Genomic DNA, 19472 nt, shown 5'->3' with positions numbered 1-19472 from the left:
ATGTAAGATCCTCGTTAAGAACTTTGAGCGCACCTTGACCAATGCCACCACGAAGCTCAATCTCTGCTTCGTCAGGTTAATGATTAAGCGACTTGCCGCCTTTTAGAGATGTCAAATGGGTTCTATAGCTAGTAAAGTCAAAATTATAGCTATGCCGGAGTTGGAGCAGCAAAGCTTCAAAAGTATGGTTTGGCTCTAAGTTAAAAATCTTAATGGCTCTTGAATTAAATTAATTATTTTGGTGCTAGAGATAGGCTTTCTATAATTATCTCACTATTGGCAGTTATAAACAAAATGTTAGTTTAGGGGCGATCGCTCTTTATAATCTCTACACAGCAAAATTGGGGCGATATTGACTCCAAGGATTGGAAGCTTCTAGCTGCGCTGCGAGGCTAATAATGGTAGCTTCGGCGGCGGGACGACCAATTAGCTGAATGCCTAATGGTATTCCTCTAGCATCAAAACCCGTAGGCAACGAGATCGCACTTTGCCCGGTAGCATTAAAAGGCGGACATGGTGCAACCCAATTAATAATTTTTTCAAAAGTCTCTTGGGGACTGAGATTTGCCCACTCGCCGACTTTAATAGTTGGGTGCATATAAGTAGGTAAAACTAAGACATCCACCGTGTCAAAAAAAACAACTATTTTTCGAGCGATTACTTGCATCTGGGAAACTGCCCGTAAGTAATCTCCTGCCGAGCCTGTTTGCTCGTAAAGCCACTGATTCATCGGTTGCAATACTTCTTTGGGAATACCCGAATAAGCAACTCCAGCTTGCCATACGATAGTAAATGGTTCGGTTAAACCTGTAAAATCAGGACAACTTTGCTCTACATGATGACCCAGCTCTGACAAAACTTTGACGGTATCTAAAACCGCTTGTTTGCACTCGTTTTCTGCTTCTCCCAACGGCGGGATACTGGTTGAAAAAGCAATTTTTAAAGCTTTTGGTGTTTGACTTGCAGCGCTCAAAAACGATGTTTCTGGCGGTGGTAGCCAATAAGGATCGCCCGTTACATAACCTGCCATTACATCCAACATAGCCGCCCCATCTGCTACAGTCCGCGTCAAAGAACCGATAGAAGGAATACCACTCAAGCGATCGCCCACAGGAGCGTTGGATACTCGTCCCCTTGATGGTTTAATGCCTACAAGCCCACAGCAAAACGCCGGACCCCGTACCGAACCACCGCCATCAGAGCCTTGTGCCACCGCACACAAACCTGCCGCCACCGCCGCCGCACTACCACCGCTAGAACCTCCGGCAGTATACTCCAAATTCCACGGATTGCGCGTGGGAGGAAAGCCCAAGGGTTCAGTATAGGGAAAAGAACCAAGCTCCGAGGTAGCAGTTTTCCCCAAAATAATAAATCCAGCTTGCTTGAGGCGAGTAACTATACCGTCATCATAGATTGCTATATTGTCCATTAAAGCCGGAGTGCCATAGGTACAGCGCACCCCTGCAACGTTATTGAGGTCTTTGATGGCAATGGGTACGCCAAAAAAAGGCGGTAATTGAGAGGAATCTTTAGCTAATAATTCGGTTTTAGTTCTCGCATCAGCGATCGCATTTTCTGCCATCACCGTAAAATAACTGCCAAGTTGGTTATCTAACTGCTCGATGCGTTGTAAATACAGTTCTACTAATTCTAAGGGCGACACTTCCCCGTTGTGGATTAGCTGCGCTTGGGTAAGGGCGGGACTAAATGCTAAATCAATTTGATTCATTATCTTACCTATTGACTAAAGTTACTTTAACGAAGAATTCTTGCTCTTAGCTAAGGTGCGATCGCGCTTTCATTTAATGCTGCAATATCCTTTACACTGAGGTTTGGGCAATGGCGGCAAACTTAGGAGTAAGTATGAGCAGGAATGGCAACAGCCATCTTCCAGATATTCTCACCAAGCATGAAAATATGCTATTAAGCGAATAGGTAAAAGAGCAAACAACGGCGGGAATCCGGCGTGATGACCTGATGCGTGAAGGAGAAATGCGCGATCAATCGGGAGAATTTCTCCGCTTGTTACGCGATGCGATCCAAAACGGTAACTTGACTAATTTTCAAGCATCAGAATGGAGTAGTGTCAAAGCCCTGCTGACTAGCGTTACCCGTACCCGCGTCCAACAAGGTTTTAGCCCAACGCAAGTTGCTTTATTTATTTTTTCCTTAAAAAAACCTTTATTTAGCTGTCTAGGCGAGGAATGCGGACATGATGGCGAAACTTTAGTTGCAGAAATTATTACTGCCAATGACTTACTCGACAGGCTAGGTTTATTTACCACTGAAGCCTATCAAAAAGCCCGTGAAGAAATTATTATCCGCCAGCAGCAAGAGATGTTGGAACTATCTACCCCCGTTGTCAAGTTGTGGGAAGAGGGATATTAGCTTTGCCGCTCATTGGTACGCTCGATAGCGCCCGTACATCTGTAGTGATGGAAAACTTATTACAGCAAATCGTAGAAACAGGTTCGGCGATCGCTATTTATTGACATTACGGGTGTACCCACGGTAGATACTTTAGTTGCTCAACACTTACTCAAAACTGTAGCTGCCACGCGCTTGATGGGTGCAGGCTGCATAATTAGCGGCATTCGTCCCCAAATTGCTCAAACCATCGTGCATTTGGGCGTAGATTTAACCGATGTGATTACTAAAGCCACTATGGCAGATGCCTTTGCGATCGCCTTAAAACGTAGCGGCTATGCGGTAAATCCTACTAATAACTCAGATACGCGATCGCCAAATCGTTTGTAACAGAGGAGACTATACGTGGAACGCATTCCAATATTGCAAATGGGCGGGTTTCTTTTAGTGACAATCCAAATAGATATGCACGATCGCTTAGCGATGACTTTGCAAGACGATTTGACAAACCGCATCGTTGAAACCAGAGCAAAGGGAGTGCTAATTGACATTTCATCCTTAGAAATTGTGGACTCCTTTATTGGTCGCATACTTAGTAATATCGCCTCCATGTCGCGGATACTTGATGCGGAAACGGTAGTAGTCGGAATGCAGCCAGCAGTAGCAATTACCCTCGTAGAACTAGGACTATCTCTTGAAGGTGTCCGCACTGCCTTAAATGTCGAAAAAGGGATGGATTTGCATTGGTTAGCAAATCGCCCCTGAAAGGAGAACAATGACAGCCCAAGAAGGACAAAAGCAGGAAATGGGCATTCATTCTTCCAGTGATATTGTATTAGTTAGGCAAATTGTCCGAACTTGGGCAGTGGAATTAGGGTTTAGTTTGGTAGAGCAAACTAAGACTATTACTACCGCCAGCGAACTTGCTCGCAATACTCTAAGTTACGGCGGCGGTGGAACATTGACTTTAGAAGTAATTACAGCCGGATTTCGTCAAGGTCTGCGCTTAACTTTTATCGACCAAGGAGCGGGAATTAGCGATATTGATTTGGCGCTCAAAGACGGCTATACAACCGGGGGAGGCTTAGGGATGGGGTTGAGTGGGGCAAAACGCCTAATGAGCGAATTTGAGATTAGTTCTCGTGTGGGCGAAGGAACTCGCGTTACGGTTACTAAATGGAAGTAAAACAGGGATTGCTTGGATCTAAATAATGCAAAATACCCTTATTTCTGTAGTCGAAATTAGCCAAGTTGGAGAAGCGCGACGCATGGCGATGGACTTCGCCTCGCAATTGAATTTTCAGGAAACCGAGCGCGGCAGAGTCGGGATTGTGGTTACAGAAGTTGCGGGTAATTTAATTAAACACCCCCAGGAAGGTGAATTGCTAATAAGGTTGCTCCGCGTTAATGATATTGACGGCTTAGAAATTTTGGCTTTAGATAAAGGCGCAGGGATGGATAATGTTAGCGAGTGTCTCCGCGATGGCTTTTCAACGGGTGGAACCCCTGGAACAGGTTTAGGGGCAATTTCTAGGCTGGCAGATTTTTTTGATATCTATTCTCTCCCCTCCGTCGGTACAGCAGTAGTCGCGCACTTATGGGTAACTCCACCACCCAAAAATTTAGCAAATTTAAAATTGGTGCAGTGAATATTCCTCTAGCCAGCGAGCAGACTTGCGGCGATGCTTGGGCAGTAATTGAGGTAGAAACTGGGCGACACGTAGTAGTTGTTGCCGATGGTTTGGGACACGGAGAATTGGCGGCGGCTTCTGCTCAAGCAATTAGAGTGGCTAAAGAAAATTATCAATGTTCTCCTCAATAAATTTTAGAATTGATGCACGGGGCTTTGCGGAGTACACGGGGGGCGGCAGTTGCGATCGCTCTGCTTGACTTTAATCAACAATTAGTCCGTTTTGCAGGGGTAGGCAATATTGCTGGAAGTATCATCGCGCCCGAAAGTCGCAGCATGGTTTCTTACAATGGCATTGTGGGGCATCAAATCCGCAGACTCCAAGAATTTAGTTATCCGTTTCCTCAAGGGGCAACCCTAATTTTAAGCTCGGACGGTTTGGCGACAGGGTGGCGTGTAGACCGCTATCCGGGGCTAATTACCAGGCACCCTAGCCTAATTGCTGGGGTACTATATCGAGATTTCAAGCGCCTACGGGATGATGTTAGTGTCATGGTAGTCACTAAAATTGATAATTGCTTGAGTTCAATATTTTAGAGGGCAATCTGATAGAATAGAGAATCCTTGTTGCTCAACTAGATATAACTAGATTTTCAGCAGCCAAATTGTCCATAAGGAGACTAAGACCCGTGCAGATCGTTTACGAAACAATGTATATTTTGCGTCCTGACTTGAGAGAGGAGCAAATAGAACAAGCCGTCACCAAATATCAGACCTTTATCAAAGAGCAAGGCGCAGATCAAATCGAAATTCAAAATCGTGGTAAGCGTCGCCTTGCTTATGAAATTGGTAAGCAAAGGGAAGGCATTTATATTCAGATGAATTACCAAGGATCCGGAACATTAATTGCTCCCCTAGAGCGCTCAATGCGCTTGAGTGAAGAAGTAATTCGCTACTTGACTATCAAACAAGAAGTCTCAGAAAAGTTAGCAGAAGATGATGATGATGCTGACAATGAAGAATAATCTCTCGCGGCTAAACTGATAGTAATAGCAAAAGGCAAAAGATAAATCTTTTGCCTTTGTAATTAAAAATTAACTATTTTTACTATGCGACTAAATAAACTTCCTCAACTGTTGCCTTAACAGCATCATAGTCATCAAAAATTTCAAACACTGAATCTAATTGAGTTAGTTCAAAAATTAGTCTTACCGAAGCTTGTAAGTTGCACAGTACAAGTCTACAGCAGCTTTTACGAGCCGTTTTTAAAGCTTTTGCTAAGGCAACTAACCCCGAACTATCCATAAATTCGACTTGCTCTAAGTCAACAATTAAGAGAGTGCGATCGTTAGTTACTAAATCTATCAATTGTTTTTCTAAAGCTTCACCGCCCTGTAAATCTAAACGCCCTTGTGGCTGAACTAGAATTAATTGATATTGGTGTGAATTATTCATAGTTTTTACTAAATACCTGATACATTTAATAAGGCTAATTTAAGGTAGATTGAACAAATTGGATGTGTAAAATCTGTCAAGCCCCTGTCTCAATTACCCTCATGTAAACATACACTTTTAGAAAATTCAGTAATTTTCTAGGTATTTATTGAAACTTTATGCCTCTATGTAGATTTTGTAAAGTTTTTGTAAAGCAAGTAAGCTCTATCTCAGTCAAATTGCATAGTTTTCAAAGCAATAGATTTTAAACAATCAATTTTTAAGCTGGTATCAGTATTTTTTGTCTGTATATCTACTTACAGCAGGGGTTGGAAGCATTATTACTGTTTTTTACAGGGTGTAATTGAGTTTGACACCCTTGGTAAAATCGCGCCAAGATAAAGAAAAGTAAAACTTTGTAAAGGCAGCGAGTGAATGTCGGCTGAATTCATCTCACTAGAAACAATCCAAGAGATTGCTCAACATTACGGCTACTTGGCAGTTTTTGGGGGAATACTACTTGAAAATTTAGGTATTCCTCTCCCTGGCGAAACTGTAACCATAGTAGGAGGGTTTTTAGCAGGTAGCGGTCAATTAAACTACTGGTTTGTTTTGGGTAGTGCTATTTTGGGGGCTGTAATTGGCGGTACTTGTGGCTATTGGATAGGGAGGTATGCAGGCTGGTCGTTTTTGCTCAAACTCGGTAAGCTGCTGCGGATTTCTGAAACTAAATTAGAAGAAATTAAAGCTCAGTTTACTCAAAATGCGAGTAAAGCGGTATTTTTTGGGCGTTTTATTGCCTTATTTAGAGTTTTCTCTGGCTTACTGGCTGGAATTGTGGAGATGTCTTTCACCCAGTTTTTTGTGTATAACCTTGCTGGCGCTATAGTTTGGGGTTCAGTGATGGTGACTTTGGCGTTTTTTGTAGGGCGAGTTATTGCCTTAGAACAGTTGATCGCTTGGGTAAGTCAGTTTACACTCATAGCGTTTGGTTTGGCTGCGGCTTGGCTGTTTATCCCACCGTGGTTAGAAGCTCGTAAGGCTAAGGAGTTAGAAAGTGGAGAGTAAGGGTGTAATATCTTGCACCCTTATTGGTTGACACTTAGGATTCTTGCTGCGACCAAATTCGAGTTGGTAGTCCCCAAACATAGATAAAGCCTTCAGCAGCTTTATGATCGAATTTATCATCGGCTCCGTAGGTTGCTAAGTCAGGAGTATACAACGATTGGGCAGAGGAGCGTCCAACAATGGTAGCATTACCCTTAAATAACTTGATGCGGACGCTTCCAGTTACTCGCTCTTGGGTTTTTTGGACGAAGGCATCCAAGGCAGATTTTAAGGGGCTATACCACAGTCCATTGTAAATAATTTGGCTGTAAGTTTCCTCGATGCCGCGTTTGTAGTGGGTAACATCGGCAGTTAAAGTCAAGCTTTCTAAGTCGCGGTGAGCTTGAATTAAAACCAGTAGCGCCGGGACTTCATAGATTTCCCGCGATTTTATCCCAACTAAACGGTTTTCTATCATGTCGATGCGTCCAACTCCATGATTGCCGACAAGCTCATTTAGTTGCTCAATTAGTTTTACGGGAGCAACGGTTTGTCCATTTAATGCAGTGGGAATGCCGCGCTCGAAGCCAATCTCTACATATTCTGGCTCATTTGGCGTATTGGCGATCGCACGGGTCATTAAATATATTTCTTCCAAAGGCTCGTAGCTAGGATCTTCCAATGGTCCAGCTTCAATGCTGCGCCCCAATAAATTGCGATCGATACTGTAAGGAGAAGATTTTTTTACTGGGGAAGGAATGCCAAACTTTTCCCCATAAGCTATCGTTTCTTCTCGACTCATTCCCCATTCCCGTGCGGGGGCTAAAACTTTGAGGTTGGGGTTGAGCGCGGCGATGGAAACATCAAAGCGCACTTGATCGTTACCTTTTCCAGTACAACCATGAGCTACCGCATCTGCGCCGTATTCTTTGGCGGCATCTACCAGAAGTTTAGCGATCAAAGGACGAGCTAAAGCAGTGGAAAGAGGATAGCGATTTTCGTATAAAGCGTTTGCTTGCAAAGCAGCAAAAGCATAGTCTTTGACAAAATTTTCTGTAGCATTAATAACTAAAGACTCGCTTGCACCCGATTTTAGCGCTTTTTCTCGGACTGGTTCTAATTCATCTCCCTGTCCTAAATCTGCGGCTAGGGTAATTACTTCTTCAACGCCCCATTCTTGTTTGAGGTAAGGAATACAGACTGAGGTATCTACTCCGCCAGAATATGCTAGTACAACTTTTTTAGCACGACCCATTAATTTTTACTTCCCGCAAAACAACGAGTCAATATTATCTAACTAAATACGCTTTATTCACAGTTAGCAATGGTACAAATTTGCGGCAACGGATAAATTTAACTAACTAGGCTCGGTTTTTCAAGTGACATACTAGAGATACGTGGGTTTGATTAGGGGGAGATGGGTGTTTTTTAGTATTGTTATTCCAACTTATGATCGCTTACCAATTTTACAAAAGTGCCTCAAAGCTTTAGAAACTCAACGCATTCCGGCAGAAAGTACGATTAGTGGCTATGAAATTGTGCTAGTAGATGATGGCTCAACTGATGGCACTCTAGAATACTTGCAAGCGTCGGCGGCGGATTTTCCTCACCTCAAGTCTTACTTGCAAGACCACCAAGGTCCGGCGGCGGCACGCAATCTAGGCGTAGAGCAGGCTACCGGAGATACAATTATTTTTATTGATAGCGATTTAGTTGTGACTGAAAACTTCTTGAATGCTCACGCCCAGGCGCTAAATCAGGCTAATAGCGATCGCATTTTTACTTATGGGCGGGTAATTAATACCTGTAACTTCGATTCACCTACTTCTGAACCCTACAAACTTACAGATTTTTCGGCGGCTTACTTTGCAACCGGAAATGTGGCAATAGCGCGTCACTGGCTGGATAAAGCAGGTTTATTTGATACGCGTTTTCAACTCTATGGTTGGGAAGACTTGGAACTTGGCGTAAGACTTAAACAATTAGGCTTAAAGTTAATTAAGTGTCCTGATGCTGTCGGCTACCACTGGCATCCTCCTTTTGCTTTAGCTCAAATTCCCAATCTTATTGATAAAGAAATTCAACGCGGGCGGATGGGGGTTTTGTTTTACCAGAAGCACCCTACTTGGGATGTGCGGATGATGATTCAAATGACCCTGTTGCATCGGGTTTTATGGGGCATTCTATCGGTAAATGGATTGCTAAACGAGCGCACAATGGCTCCATTTTTACAGTGGCTGATTAATCAAAACAAGCCTCAATTAGCTCTAGAAATTGCCCGAATTTTTCTAAACTGGTACAACGTCCAAGGGGTTTATGCTGCCTACGCCCAGATGCGTCAAGCACCCATACAGTAGCTAATTTGTGATACACTAGAAGGGTTGTCTAAACTCACACATCCAGTTTTTTCGGGTGTTTCTTAGTCAGAAATACACCTGGATGGAGGATTAACCCGAATAGGAGCAAAAAATATGCCAGTAGTTTCATTGGCTCAAATGATGGAGTCGGGAGTTCACTTCGGGCATCAAACCCGGCGGTGGAATCCAAAGATGGATCGTTATATCTATACTGCCCGCAATGGCGTTCATATCATTGACTTGGTGCAAACAGCCCAACTGATGGACGACGCATACAACTATATGCGGACAGCAGCAGAACAAGGAAAGAAATTTCTATTTGTTGGTACTAAGCGCCAAGCTGCGGGGATTATTGCCCAAGAAGCTAGTCGTTGTGGCGCTCACTATATCAACCAACGGTGGTTAGGTGGGATGTTGACAAACTGGACAACAATCAAAACCCGCGCCGAACGGTTGAAAGATTTAGAACGCCGGGAAGAAACTGGGGCATTGGATTTGTTGCCCAAAAAAGAAGCTTCTATGCTGCGCCGGGAAATGACTAAGTTGCAAAAATACCTAGGTGGTATTAAAACTATGCGAAAAATTCCTGATGTAGTGGTCATTGTAGACCAACGCCGGGAATACAACGCAGTGCAAGAATGCCAAAAACTAGGGATTGAAATTGTATCAATGTTAGATACAAACTGCGATCCTGATGTCGTAGATGTTCCCATTCCAGCTAACGATGATGCTATTCGCTCCATCAAGTTGATAGTGGGCAAGTTAGCCGATGCGATTTATGAAGGTCATCACGGTCAGCCAGACCCAGATGGGGATGACTACGAAGATTACGACGGCGCAGACTTCGAGGATGAAGCAAACGGATATGCAGATTCGTTACCTCCTGACGACGAAGAAACCGCAGCATAGCTTCTTAGGGAAATTCAAAATTATCAATTCAAGGTTTCAAAACCTATAAGTTTGGGCAATTGAAACCATAATTATGTTTTGAATGATTTAGTCAGTAAAGTAAGTGTTTTAGGGCAAACCTAAATTTTGCCCTAAAGCAAATACAGTGCAAAGATAACTGTAATTCAAGTAGGGATTGAGGCAAGATGGCGGACATATCTGCACAAGTTGTCAAACAACTGCGCGAAAAAACTGGCGCAGGGATGATGGATTGTAAAAAAGCGCTGAAAGAAACTGACGGCGACCTAACCCAAGCCATGGACTGGCTGCGGAAAAAGGGAATGGCTTCGGCGGCGAATAAAGGTGCAAGAGTGGCGGCGGAGGGCCTAGTAGACAGTTACATTCATACAGGCGGTCGAGTCGGCGTACTTGTAGAAGTAAACTGCGAGACGGACTTTGTAGCTCGTGGGGATGCGTTCAAAAAACTGGTACAAGATATCGCCAAGCAAGTTGCAGCTTGTCCTAATGTTGAGTATGTTTCTGTCGCAGACATTCCCGCCGAAATTTCTGAGAAAGAAAAAGAAATTGAGATGGGTAAGGACGATTTGGGCAGTAAGCCAGCAAATATCAAGGAAAAGATCGTTCAAGGTCGAATTGAAAAACGCTTGAAAGAGATGACTTTGATGGATCAGCCTTTTATTCGCGATCAAAGTATTACTGTAGAAGAATTGGTAAAACAAAGCATTGCGACTTTAGGCGAAAACATCAAAATTCGTCGCTTTGCCCGGTTTGTCCTAGGTGAAGGGATTGAAAAGCAAGAAAGCAATTTTGCTGATGAAGTAGCCGCACAAATGGGCAAGAACTAATCTTTTAGGCTGATTGCTCGGTGTTTTAGGCAGGTTAAGCACATTTGCGGCTGACCTGTCTTTATTTTGAGTACCTATTTTAGAATAGGGAAGTACAAATGTACCTAAGTCTAGCTTGGCGCTGATTGAATATGGTTGAACAAATTAATCGCGATATTGCGGCGCTAGAAGCAAAAGTAAGAGCGATCGCAATAGAACTTGAAAATGCTTATATTAGTTATCTCACTGTCCTAGGGGAGGCTGTGTCCAAACAACTAATGTTGGCAAGTTATCACTTGTGTACTCAGGGCTACCCGAAACAGTTTGTGAGCTTAACCCTTAGCCAAAGACAGCAGTTGCAGCAAGCTATGCGCAAGTTGACTCAGCAAGCCGCCGCCCAGTTGCTTAAGCATACGCAACAAGTTGAGAATAGTTTTGAGTTTTCTTTTTTGCAGGAGGAACAAGCAGCACCAATCAGCTTTTCTAACCCCACAATGTTGATGAAGTGGCAGTTTCAAGTAGAAAATGCGATCTCAAATACCTTAAAATCTCTCTCCAGCCAAACAAATACCCTCCTACAGCAAGCGGAAATCTTACCGAATAACCTGCCCCTTGCGCCCTTGATAGAAGTGGCAGCAAATTCTCCAGAAGCTACGCCGGAGGCGATGACGGGAATGCCAAATATATTAAACTTACTAATAGAAACCGATAGCGATAGCGAGTCCCAAGAATCTAATGTGACCCAGATTATTGCTATTCACCTGCGGTTGATAGATATCGAATTTGCGGATGCTACAGTTAGGGCTAAACGCAACCAAATTCGCAGTATATCGGGGAAAGTAAGCGTTCTAGAGCGCGAGTATCAAAAAAAACAGCGCGAGCGAGAGGTAGCTGAGGCTGAAGCCGCATGGCGAGCAAGTTGGTTTGAATCATAGTTTTGAAGTTTGAACATTAATGTATATCACTGACTCACCCGATTGGTTGCGCTTGCAAAAAGCCTTAGCAGTAGAGGCAGAGAGGGGCTTTGTTGACCTCATGGGGAAACAGTACCGCTTTAGTGAGTTTTTGAGTCTCAGCTTTGGTAAATCGCCGGATGGACTTCCTTTTGAGGAGCGGTATCGGTGGCAAGAAATGGCGGCAGAATTTGCCAACTATCCCCAACTAACTCTTGAAGAGCGGCAGAGTTTAGTCGCCAACACGCGCCGATATATTTACACTACTTTTCAAGCCACGCCACCCGCAGAGGCGCAGCCTTACAGTAACAAGGTGAAGTTAGCAAAAACTACTCCTTTAGCTGCGGAAATAAATGAACGCCTTAAACCAACCCTCGACCAACCTCTGACTAGCTTGCCCGAAATCGGAGCAAGGAGAGCAAGTTATTTAACTCGTTTGGATTTGTCTACGGTGCGAGACGTGCTGTTTTACTACCCCCGCGACCATATTGATTACGCTCGTCAAGTCAATATCCGAGAATTGGCAGAGGGAGAGACAGTGACAATTGTCGGTAGAATTTATCGCTGTAATTGCTTTAGCAGCCCCCGCAATTCCAAACTAACGATTTTGGAAGTAATTTTAAAAGACAATACCGGACAAATTAAACTCAATCGTTTTTTTGCTGGTAGTCGTTACTCCAATCGCGGTTGGCAAGAACAGCAAAAACGCCGCTACCCAGTCGATGCAACGGCTGCGGCTTCAGGATTGGTGAAAAAAAATAAGTATGGCGTAACGCTGGAAGACCCAGAACTAGAAATTTTGGCAAGTCCGGGGGATGGGATTGATTCGCTAACTATTGGGCGGGTAGTGCCTGTATACGCGCTGACTGAAGGCGTGAGTGCGGATATGGTCAGACAAGCGGTAATTGCTGCTTTGCCTTGCGCGAGTCAACTAAAAGATCCGCTACCTGCGGCTTTACGCAAGCACTATGAGTTAGATAAATTGAGTAATGCGATCGCAAATATCCATTTTCCCCCCGATGACACTGCTTTAGCTATTGCTAGGCGGCGTTTAGTTTTTGATGAATTTTTCTACTTGCAACTAGGTCTATTGCAGCGCCAATACAAAGCAAAACAAGTTCAAACTAGCGCGGTGATTGCTCGGACTGGGCAGCTAATTGAGCAGTTTTACGAAGTATTACCTTTTAAGTTGACGGGCGCTCAATCGCGGGTAATCAATGATGTTCTCAATGATTTACAAAAACCTTCTCCCATGAATCGTTTAATTCAGGGGGATGTAGGTTCGGGAAAAACTGTTGTCGCTGTAGTTGCTATTCTTGCGGCGATTCAATCAGGCTACCAGGCGGCTTTGATGGCTCCTACGGAAGTTTTGGCAGAGCAGCATTATCGTAAATTAGTTAGTTGGCTCAATTTGCTGCATTTACCTGTCGAATTGCTCACGGGTTCTACCAAAGCCGCTAAACGGCGACAAATTCACGCTCAGTTAGAAACTGCCGAATTGCCGCTACTCGTAGGAACTCATGCTTTAATTCAAGATCCGGTAAATTTTCAAAGGCTGGGTTTAGTAGTCATTGACGAACAGCACCGTTTTGGGGTGGGACAACGGGCAAGGTTGCAGCAAAAAGGGGAAGCGCCCCACGTATTGACAATGACTGCAACCCCAATTCCGCGCTCTTTGGCACTGACATTGCACGGCGACTTGGATGTCAGCCAGATTGATGAATTGCCCCCCGGACGGCAAAAGATTCATACTACAGCATTGACGGCGAAAGACCGCGCCAATGCCTACGATTTAATTAGCCGCGAAGTTGCTCAAGGGCGACAAGCTTATATTGTTTTACCTTTAGTAGAAGAATCGGAAAAATTAGACGTTCGGGCGGCGGTTGAGGAGCATCAAAGGTTGCAAGAGAGTGTTTTTCCGCAGTTTCAAGTCGGATTGCTCCACGGTCGGATGAGTTCGGCAGATAAGGATACAGCGTTAACTAAGTTTCGCGACAATCAGACGCAAATTATTGTTTCGACGACAGTAATTGAGGTGGGGGTAGATGTCCCCAATGCTACGGTGATGTTGATTGAAAATGCCGAGCGTTTTGGTTTATCTCAGTTGCACCAATTACGGGGACGAGTGGGACGCGGTGCGGCGCAATCTTACTGTTTATTGATGAGTAGTTCTAAGGCTGAAACGGCGCGTCAAAGGTTGCAAGTTTTGGAACAGTCGCAAGATGGCTTTTTTATCTCTGAGATGGATATGCGGTTTCGCGGACCTGGGGAAGTGATTGGAACTCGTCAATCGGGGTTAGCCGATTTTACTTTAGCAAGTTTAGTAGAAGATCGAGAAGTGCTGGAATTGGCTAGGCAAGCGGCGGAAAAGGTAATTGCAAAAGATCCCTTGTTATCTCGTTGGTCTTTGATGCGGGCGGAGTTGGAGTATCGTTATCAGAGGTTGATGGGTGGGGCAATTTTGACTTAACTAAGGGGCTTGCTAAGAAAAACCAGGACTTGAGGGGGGTCTGCCCCCAAACCCCCCATTGGGGGACGGCTTGCCTCCCCCAAACCCCCTGCAAAAAGGGTTTGTCTGTAAGTGCGCGGGTTTTTGGCAAGCGCTATTGTGTAGGTGCTGTTTTCAGGCGATCGCAAGTAACACTAAATCTTCTATCTTTTTTATATTAGGATCGCCTGCTAAGTAGCCAATCCCGCGATGTAAATGCAGGCGAAATTGGGTGGCTAGGGTTTCTTTGTCTGTGCCTAAGTTGTCGTTGTAACAGCGCTGTTTGAGAGCAATTAGGAGGATATCGGACATTTCACCGCCGAAGACTTGCCAAGTCATTTCTACATTGCTATCGGCGGGTATGGGTACGGGAGAGGGAATAGTTGGTTCGGCTAAAGAACGACAAAATGCCCAGCGACAAAGAATATTCCATTGCTCTATTTTGGTGTTGCGCTTGAGTTTGGTTAGTTGCTCTTTAGCGCTTTGAGATAGCTGAATTCGATTTAGAGGAGGTTCCATTGCTAAAGTAGCCGGGTTCTATGGTAGTTTGTCGGGTGCTTGGGGAGTATTTTAAGAGATATTCACGCGCGATCGCTTTATTATCCCGCAACTGTTGTACTTCGATTTGCCCGATTTCAGTATCGGTAGATAGCAAAATTACTTGGTGGCTGGCGTTGGGGAAATAGCGCTCTATGAGGTTGTTGCGGTGGGATGAATCTAATCTACCTAATGGCGTGTCAATGGCTACGGGTAGGTTGCGTCCAGAAACGCGGGCTAATCCCCACAGAAATGCGATCGCAAGTAGTTGTTTTTCTCCCGCAGATAGGCGATGTTTGAGTACGGGTTTTCCTGCATAGTCATACAAAGATAGCGTAAAAGTATCGGCATCAATGGCAATCCTATGCACTAAATCTGATTTGTGTAGCAAATATAAGAAGCACTCAGTAACTACAGTTTCTAGTTGATTTAGTTTGCGTAATGTGAGTTTTTCGCGGAATAGTTTGAGAGTATTTTGAACTTTTGCTGATGCTTTAATAATATGTTCGTCATTTTTGCGATCGATATTTTGTTCGCCAAACTGCGACAGTTCTTTGATAGTTTTGTCAACTAATCTGCCTAATTCTTCACAGTGCTTTCTAGTGGTTTCGTAATTAAATTTTGCTTGAACTAATTGCGCTTGAGAAGTTTTAACAGCATTAGCTAGTTTTTCGTAAGTTTCTGGGGCGGCGGCGGCAGCTAATTGTCTTTCAATTGTATTAAGTTCTTCTTCTTTATTTTGTAAATTAAGTAATTGCTCTTTGGCTTTATTTTTCTGACTTGGTAAATAATGTTTAATGACATTATTTAATTGATTATTTGCTTCTGGATCTACAGTTAGATAAGTTTGCTCGGTTAAATGAATATCTTGCTCTAAAACTTTATTTTCCTGTTCAATAAAAAGGTTAATTTGTTCGATTTGTTCCGGCAGCAATGCTAGGTTTTCGATACAACTTAAAAACCGATTGTCTCTTGCTTTTAATACATCTTGAGCAATCTTTGCTTGCAAGTGCTTAGACTCTTTTTCTGCTTGGGTTTGCGCTTGGATTAAAAGCGGCGAAATTAAAGCCAATGGGAGAACATCAGCCGCCACTTCAACTAAATTTTTGCGAAGACTAGAAATCGCATCATTACCATAACTTAGCTGTGTTTCTAGCTGACTACGGTTCTTGGCAATTTTGCCACCTTCAGATAGGAATTTTTCTGAGGTTTCATCGTGATACTTTTGGGCTATTTTTATACCTTCTTGAGCTATTCCTAGCTGCTGTTTTGCCGCCTTATACTTCTCTTTTTGCAGAGTTAGTTTTCGTTCAATTTTTTCTAAACTTGCCAAGTCTTTAGTATCAGCTAAAGCTTTACGCTTGCGATTGACTAAAATATCAATATCGTTGCCTAAGCGTTCTGCTAATTCTAAGCCCAAAAGGGTTTTGATCGCGTTAGTAACGTCAATTGTGGGCGTTTCTTGTTCGGCTAGTTCTTTTACTTGTTCGCCATCAAAAAGAAACAAATTAGAAATACCCAAAGGTAGTAAATCTTCAATACGTTCATCCCAAATTTGAGTCAGGGCTGGGTCTTCTCTACTATCAATATAAACTCCTAAAGTCTCCTTACCACTTTTAGAGTTTTTCGTCCAAACTCTTTCAATTTTAAACTCTACTTGAACATTGTTTAAAATATGCTCAAAAGTTAACTCAATCCGAGTTTGATCGCCGGGGAGTGTATGGCGATTGACTGATTGATTTAGAAATTCGCTATACCCCAAATTGTTGCGAGTAGAACATTGCGCCCGATGCCCGTAAAGTGCTAGACGAATAGCATCCATTAGCGTTGTTTTACCGCCGCCATTCATTCCACCTAATAAAATAATTGGTGGCGAATCTCGATCTTGGGGACGCAAATTTAACACCTGTCTGCCACAATAAGGGCCAAAGTTTTGAATTACAAGTTCAAGAAATATCACTTTTTGCCTGAAATTTTAAATCTGCCCAAGTTAGTTGTTTTACCGTTTCCACATTTCCATCCCCCGCCGCAGTTTTTAAATCGCGCTTGTAATGGGCATTTGCGATCGCATCAGTCGGGGATCTGGAACTTGTTTCAAAGCACTTTTCTAATTTACTATAGATACCTGTACGACTTGTCATTGTCCGATATTGGCGTTCTGTATCGAGCAATTTTGCCATCAATTCTAGGTGCATAGCGTCGCCCTGGCAGAGTTCTTCTAGTACCGCCCACTCATCTGCACCTAAAAGACTATGATCAGCCCCAGGGCGCGGATCTCGGAAAATTTCCCCCGTAACTTCTTGATAGATGCGCGGTAAGCTATCATCAAACTCGTGTTTTTCTTCTAACCAAATGCGTCTAATTTCGCTAAGTTCTTCCGCCGTGATTAGAGTAATATCACGCATTTGTAATGGTGCAGTGCGGCGAATTTGAGTTTGGGCCGCAAGTAGCTTCCTCAGCCAAGTTTCCCGCCACTCCTTAGTATAAGGACCTGGTATTGGTTCTACAGATATTTCACCATCGATATTGCGTTTATACAGTTGTACATTACCAGTTCTACGGCGAAAATCACGGCGATCGCGATCGTTTTCTACATCTAATTCATTTCGTATATCTAGCAAAGGCTGCATCCATTCTTTTTCTTCATCATTTTGGATCATTGCCTCCATCGATTTATCTTTACTAACCATGGTACAAACCCAGCACCCAAAACGAGAACTACCACAGCTAGGGGTAGAAGTATCGACTACTAAAGGGCATTCATTATCTTCTGTAGCACCCCGATACATGGCAAATAAGTCTTTATTACTTTGTCCCCAAGGATTTTCGTACTGATTGAGGTAAAGCCACACTTCATCGTTACGCCAGTCTTCTATAGGGCTGTAAATTAGAGAGTTGGGCAAGCTGGGGTTTTCATATAAATTTGAGTCGCGGATGCTAGAAGTAGAGCTAATGCGCTCGTTTACTTTACCTAACTCATATTTTTCCATCGTCGCGGCTCGTCTGCTACTTTCAGCTTTACGAGTGCCTAAGATAAGAATCACTTCACCACTAGCTCGAATCATGTCGCGGATAAAGGAGTTAGAGGGATGTATTTTTAGGCGTTCTGTACACCAGCGAAACCTATTACGGGGTGCAGGATATCCTTTGCCTATCAAACTTACCCAAAATGTATCTTTAATTGCAGGACGAAGTAAATGAGGTTCTATAGGTAGCTCTTGTTCTTGAGCCGCAGCACTCATAAGTTTTAAGGAATTACCTACCCATGCAGATACTATAGGATTTTCTACCAGAGTATCTGTTGTGATAACATAAACTGTCTTGTTTTGTTTTTCTGCTGGGAGGGCTGCGATCGCCTTCCAGACAAGCTGCAAGACTGTAGTACTATCTTTTCCCCCAGAGTAGCCTAAAATCCAGGGAATTGTATCTAAGCAATATAGTTGTTGTATTTCAGCCGTAATATTTTGTACTTCTTTTAGTAACTCAGTAGCAGTGCGTTGAGCTTGAGGTGTGTTTTCTGGCTCTTGTATTCTAGTCATTTTTCTTTCCCTGCTAAAACAAGGAGTTTTACAGAGGGATTGTTTTAATCAGTTAATCTTCATTATCGTTTTCATCATACATTCTTTCATCTTCTAAACTCTCATCCCGTAGATAATTATGATTATTACCACCTGATATATTTTCCTGGTTGATATCATCAGAACTTTCTTGACTGCTATTGTATCCGTCAATTTTTAATTCGGGCAATTCCACATGAAAAATTTTTCTCCATTCAGCAATTTTGCTAATAGTCCAATCAACTTCGCTATCTACATCTTCACGAGTTTTTTCTATTAGTTCGCGTACCCCATCAGGTTTATTAAAAAATATCATTCTCAGAAGCTCTATGCACTTTTCCGAACCAGAACCAGTTGTGATCATTGTAAGCTTGTCATTTGGCTGTACAATAACGTTTTTCCAGTGAGAGGCATTTCTATCAAAAAAACCACTATCATGCATCTTTAACACACTCTCAGTTATTTGAGTTAACGTTGCAGGAATGCGTTGTTCTGGTTTGATTCTCATTAAAAATCTTGAGATGGCAAAAAACAAAATACGCTGACCTAAAACAGTATAAAGAACATTAGATTGCCTTAAATTCTTGATTTGCTCTTTTTGGTTGGTAGTTAACTTAGTTTGCTCTGGTTGCAGAACTACATTTATATATGAATGCTCAAAATGGTTTGTCCAGTCTTTGAATGGTTGTAGCTCGTAAAAGAACCATTTGAAAATATTTTTAGTTCCCATCCCCTCAAATAAAGGATGAGATTCATAATATTTTTCTAGTGCCTTCTCTCTTTCAAGGTGGGAGTTAAATGTTTTCTTTAGAGCTTCATTTTTACTATTAATTAGCAGTTCTTCAGTACATTTACTAATTAAGTCCAGTGTAGTTAGATAAGGATCTGCTTGTGATAAATTTGTAGAATTAGATGACCATTTTACAATTTTATCCTCTAAAACATCTTCTTCTAAAAGTTTTCTAGGTATCAAAGCAGAAATTTTTGTATCATCTAGTAACAGCAGAGTTTGACGGTCAATACGTTTTGCAGTATTGTTTATTACGGTAAATATATTTCTTGTAGCTTTTATTACGTCATCACGTATCGAATCAGTTTCCTGAGAATATCCAACTCTACCAATATTCCCAAAAACTAAATATACAACTGGGATATCAAAAGATTCCTCACATTTACAATCTTCGGCTAACTCCTCAGCCGAAAGAGTCGGTAGTGCGTCAAATAAACGTGGGATTGGTAGAGTAGAGGGGATCTCTCATCTGCAACTCGTCCATGCAATGCCCTTTGTGTGATCATTCTAAAGCCCATAAACACGGCAAGATGCCCAACGGACATCAACGCTATCTCTGTCCTGTTTGCCAACAGACGT

General features: G+C 42.9%; 20 protein-coding genes and 2 pseudogenes. 15 read left to right on the top strand and 7 right to left on the bottom strand.

Features of this window, described 5'->3' with window-relative positions; translation table 11 throughout:
• Positions 1-106 (top strand): annotated as a pseudogene (locus AC2VE5_RS18790) (transposase); the annotation flags it as partial.
• Positions 107-328: 222 nt separating this feature from the next.
• Here AC2VE5_RS18790 and AC2VE5_RS18785 read toward each other — a convergent pair.
• A complete protein-coding gene (locus tag AC2VE5_RS18785; RefSeq protein WP_486889233.1) occupies positions 329-1729 on the bottom strand; it encodes an amidase in 1401 nt (466 codons plus the stop codon).
• Between the two features lie 134 nt (positions 1730-1863).
• On the opposite strand from AC2VE5_RS18785, the pseudogene AC2VE5_RS18780 reads away from it, so the two are divergent.
• The 7 genes and pseudogenes from AC2VE5_RS18780 (at position 1864) to rpsF (ending at position 5022) form a co-directional block, all read left to right on the top strand.
• Positions 1864-2757: pseudogene (locus AC2VE5_RS18780) on the top strand (STAS domain-containing protein).
• Positions 2758-2772: 15 nt separating this feature from the next.
• Positions 2773-3132, top strand: a complete 360-nt coding sequence (locus AC2VE5_RS18775) for an STAS domain-containing protein (RefSeq protein WP_486889232.1) — start codon at positions 2773-2775, stop codon at positions 3130-3132.
• A 10-nt stretch (positions 3133-3142) separates the two neighbouring features.
• The gene (locus AC2VE5_RS18770) at positions 3143-3553 is read left to right on the top strand and encodes an anti-sigma regulatory factor (protein ID WP_486889231.1); all 411 of its coding nucleotides are present in this window, start codon (positions 3143-3145) and stop codon (positions 3551-3553) included.
• Between the two features lie 25 nt (positions 3554-3578).
• Positions 3579-4016, top strand: coding sequence for an ATP-binding protein (locus tag AC2VE5_RS18765; RefSeq protein WP_486889230.1), 438 nt, complete (start codon positions 3579-3581; stop codon positions 4014-4016).
• Positions 4013-4189 (top strand): hypothetical protein, encoded by a 177-nt coding sequence (locus tag AC2VE5_RS18760; protein WP_486889229.1) that lies wholly within the window; start codon positions 4013-4015, stop codon positions 4187-4189. Before AC2VE5_RS18765 ends, AC2VE5_RS18760 begins: the two co-directional genes overlap by 4 nt.
• Positions 4190-4201: 12 nt before the next feature.
• Positions 4202-4594 (top strand): hypothetical protein, encoded by a 393-nt coding sequence (locus tag AC2VE5_RS18755; RefSeq protein ID WP_486889228.1) that lies wholly within the window; start codon positions 4202-4204, stop codon positions 4592-4594.
• Between the two features lie 92 nt (positions 4595-4686).
• A complete protein-coding gene (gene rpsF, locus AC2VE5_RS18750; protein ID WP_486889227.1) occupies positions 4687-5022 on the top strand; it encodes a 30S ribosomal protein S6 in 336 nt (111 codons plus the stop codon).
• A gap of 82 nt (positions 5023-5104) precedes the next feature.
• On the opposite strand, the gene AC2VE5_RS18745 is transcribed toward rpsF, so the two are convergent.
• Complete coding sequence (locus AC2VE5_RS18745) at positions 5105-5452, bottom strand: STAS domain-containing protein (RefSeq protein ID WP_486889226.1); 348 nt, start codon at positions 5450-5452, stop codon at positions 5105-5107.
• 414 nt (positions 5453-5866) lie between these two features.
• On the opposite strand from AC2VE5_RS18745, the gene AC2VE5_RS18740 reads away from it, so the two are divergent.
• Positions 5867-6499, top strand: a complete 633-nt coding sequence (locus tag AC2VE5_RS18740) for a DedA family protein (protein ID WP_486889225.1) — start codon at positions 5867-5869, stop codon at positions 6497-6499.
• Between the two features lie 34 nt (positions 6500-6533).
• On the opposite strand, the gene AC2VE5_RS18735 is transcribed toward AC2VE5_RS18740, so the two are convergent.
• Positions 6534-7733, bottom strand: coding sequence for an argininosuccinate synthase (locus AC2VE5_RS18735; RefSeq protein WP_486889224.1), 1200 nt, complete (start codon positions 7731-7733; stop codon positions 6534-6536).
• Between the two features lie 166 nt (positions 7734-7899).
• On the opposite strand from AC2VE5_RS18735, the gene AC2VE5_RS18730 reads away from it, so the two are divergent.
• From AC2VE5_RS18730 to recG, 5 genes are all read left to right on the top strand, one after another.
• Entirely contained in the window at positions 7900-8835 is a 936-nt protein-coding gene (locus tag AC2VE5_RS18730; RefSeq protein ID WP_486889223.1) for a glycosyltransferase family 2 protein, read from the top strand.
• A gap of 114 nt (positions 8836-8949) precedes the next feature.
• A complete protein-coding gene (gene rpsB / locus AC2VE5_RS18725; RefSeq protein ID WP_486889222.1) occupies positions 8950-9744 on the top strand; it encodes a 30S ribosomal protein S2 in 795 nt (264 codons plus the stop codon).
• A gap of 185 nt (positions 9745-9929) precedes the next feature.
• Complete coding sequence (gene tsf, locus AC2VE5_RS18720) at positions 9930-10589, top strand: translation elongation factor Ts (protein ID WP_486889221.1); 660 nt, start codon at positions 9930-9932, stop codon at positions 10587-10589.
• A 131-nt stretch (positions 10590-10720) separates the two neighbouring features.
• Positions 10721-11503, top strand: coding sequence for a hypothetical protein (locus AC2VE5_RS18715; RefSeq protein WP_486889220.1), 783 nt, complete (start codon positions 10721-10723; stop codon positions 11501-11503).
• A gap of 19 nt (positions 11504-11522) precedes the next feature.
• Complete coding sequence (gene recG / locus AC2VE5_RS18710; protein WP_486889219.1) at positions 11523-13991, top strand: ATP-dependent DNA helicase RecG; 2469 nt, start codon at positions 11523-11525, stop codon at positions 13989-13991.
• 153 nt (positions 13992-14144) lie between these two features.
• On the opposite strand, the gene dndE is transcribed toward recG, so the two are convergent.
• From dndE to AC2VE5_RS18690, 4 genes are read right to left on the bottom strand one after another with little or no spacing between them, the layout of a single operon-like run.
• Positions 14145-14528: a DNA sulfur modification protein DndE gene (gene dndE / locus AC2VE5_RS18705; protein WP_486889218.1), complete on the bottom strand. Its 384-nt coding sequence runs from the start codon at positions 14526-14528 to the stop codon at positions 14145-14147.
• Complete coding sequence (dndD, locus tag AC2VE5_RS18700) at positions 14485-16506, bottom strand: DNA sulfur modification protein DndD (protein WP_486889217.1); 2022 nt, start codon at positions 16504-16506, stop codon at positions 14485-14487. The genes dndE and dndD overlap by 44 nt, the downstream gene beginning before the upstream one ends.
• Positions 16493-18085, bottom strand: coding sequence for a DNA phosphorothioation system sulfurtransferase DndC (gene dndC / locus AC2VE5_RS18695; RefSeq protein ID WP_486889216.1), 1593 nt, complete (start codon positions 18083-18085; stop codon positions 16493-16495). The genes dndD and dndC overlap by 14 nt, the downstream gene beginning before the upstream one ends.
• 52 nt (positions 18086-18137) lie before the next feature.
• Entirely contained in the window at positions 18138-19076 is a 939-nt protein-coding gene (locus AC2VE5_RS18690; protein ID WP_486889215.1) for a ParB N-terminal domain-containing protein, read from the bottom strand.
• 299 nt (positions 19077-19375) lie between these two features.
• Here AC2VE5_RS18690 and AC2VE5_RS18685 point away from each other — a divergent pair.
• Positions 19376-19472, top strand: a 97-nt coding sequence (locus tag AC2VE5_RS18685; protein WP_486886923.1) for an IS1/IS1595 family N-terminal zinc-binding domain-containing protein, incomplete at its 3' end; no start/stop codon positions are given.

This window comes from Aliterella sp. E5.1 (assembly GCF_057473825.1).
Note: the sequence above shows the minus strand (reverse complement) of the source record. Positions and strands in the feature narration are given on the sequence as shown.

Bases quoted from the DNA above. Each gene is read 5' to 3' on its own strand.
- rpsB (WP_486889222.1), top strand. From the start codon at position 8,950: ATGCCAGTAGTTTCATTGGCTCAAATGATGGAGTCGGGAGTTCACTTC.
- AC2VE5_RS18715 (WP_486889220.1), top strand. From the start codon at position 10,721: ATGGTTGAACAAATTAATCGCGATATTGCGGCGCTAGAAGCAAAAGTA.
- dndE (WP_486889218.1), bottom strand. From the start codon at position 14,528: ATGGAACCTCCTCTAAATCGAATTCAGCTATCTCAAAGCGCTAAAGAG.
- AC2VE5_RS18785 (WP_486889233.1), bottom strand. From the start codon at position 1,729: ATGAATCAAATTGATTTAGCATTTAGTCCCGCCCTTACCCAAGCGCAG.
- AC2VE5_RS18755 (WP_486889228.1), top strand. From the start codon at position 4,202: ATGCACGGGGCTTTGCGGAGTACACGGGGGGCGGCAGTTGCGATCGCT.
- dndC (WP_486889216.1), bottom strand. From the start codon at position 18,085: ATGACTAGAATACAAGAGCCAGAAAACACACCTCAAGCTCAACGCACT.
- AC2VE5_RS18770 (WP_486889231.1), top strand. From the start codon at position 3,143: ATGACAGCCCAAGAAGGACAAAAGCAGGAAATGGGCATTCATTCTTCC.
- AC2VE5_RS18740 (WP_486889225.1), top strand. From the start codon at position 5,867: ATGTCGGCTGAATTCATCTCACTAGAAACAATCCAAGAGATTGCTCAA.
- AC2VE5_RS18765 (WP_486889230.1), top strand. From the start codon at position 3,579: ATGCAAAATACCCTTATTTCTGTAGTCGAAATTAGCCAAGTTGGAGAA.
- AC2VE5_RS18745 (WP_486889226.1), bottom strand. From the start codon at position 5,452: ATGAATAATTCACACCAATATCAATTAATTCTAGTTCAGCCACAAGGG.
- recG (WP_486889219.1), top strand. From the start codon at position 11,523: ATGTATATCACTGACTCACCCGATTGGTTGCGCTTGCAAAAAGCCTTA.
- AC2VE5_RS18735 (WP_486889224.1), bottom strand. From the start codon at position 7,733: ATGGGTCGTGCTAAAAAAGTTGTACTAGCATATTCTGGCGGAGTAGAT.
- tsf (WP_486889221.1), top strand. From the start codon at position 9,930: ATGGCGGACATATCTGCACAAGTTGTCAAACAACTGCGCGAAAAAACT.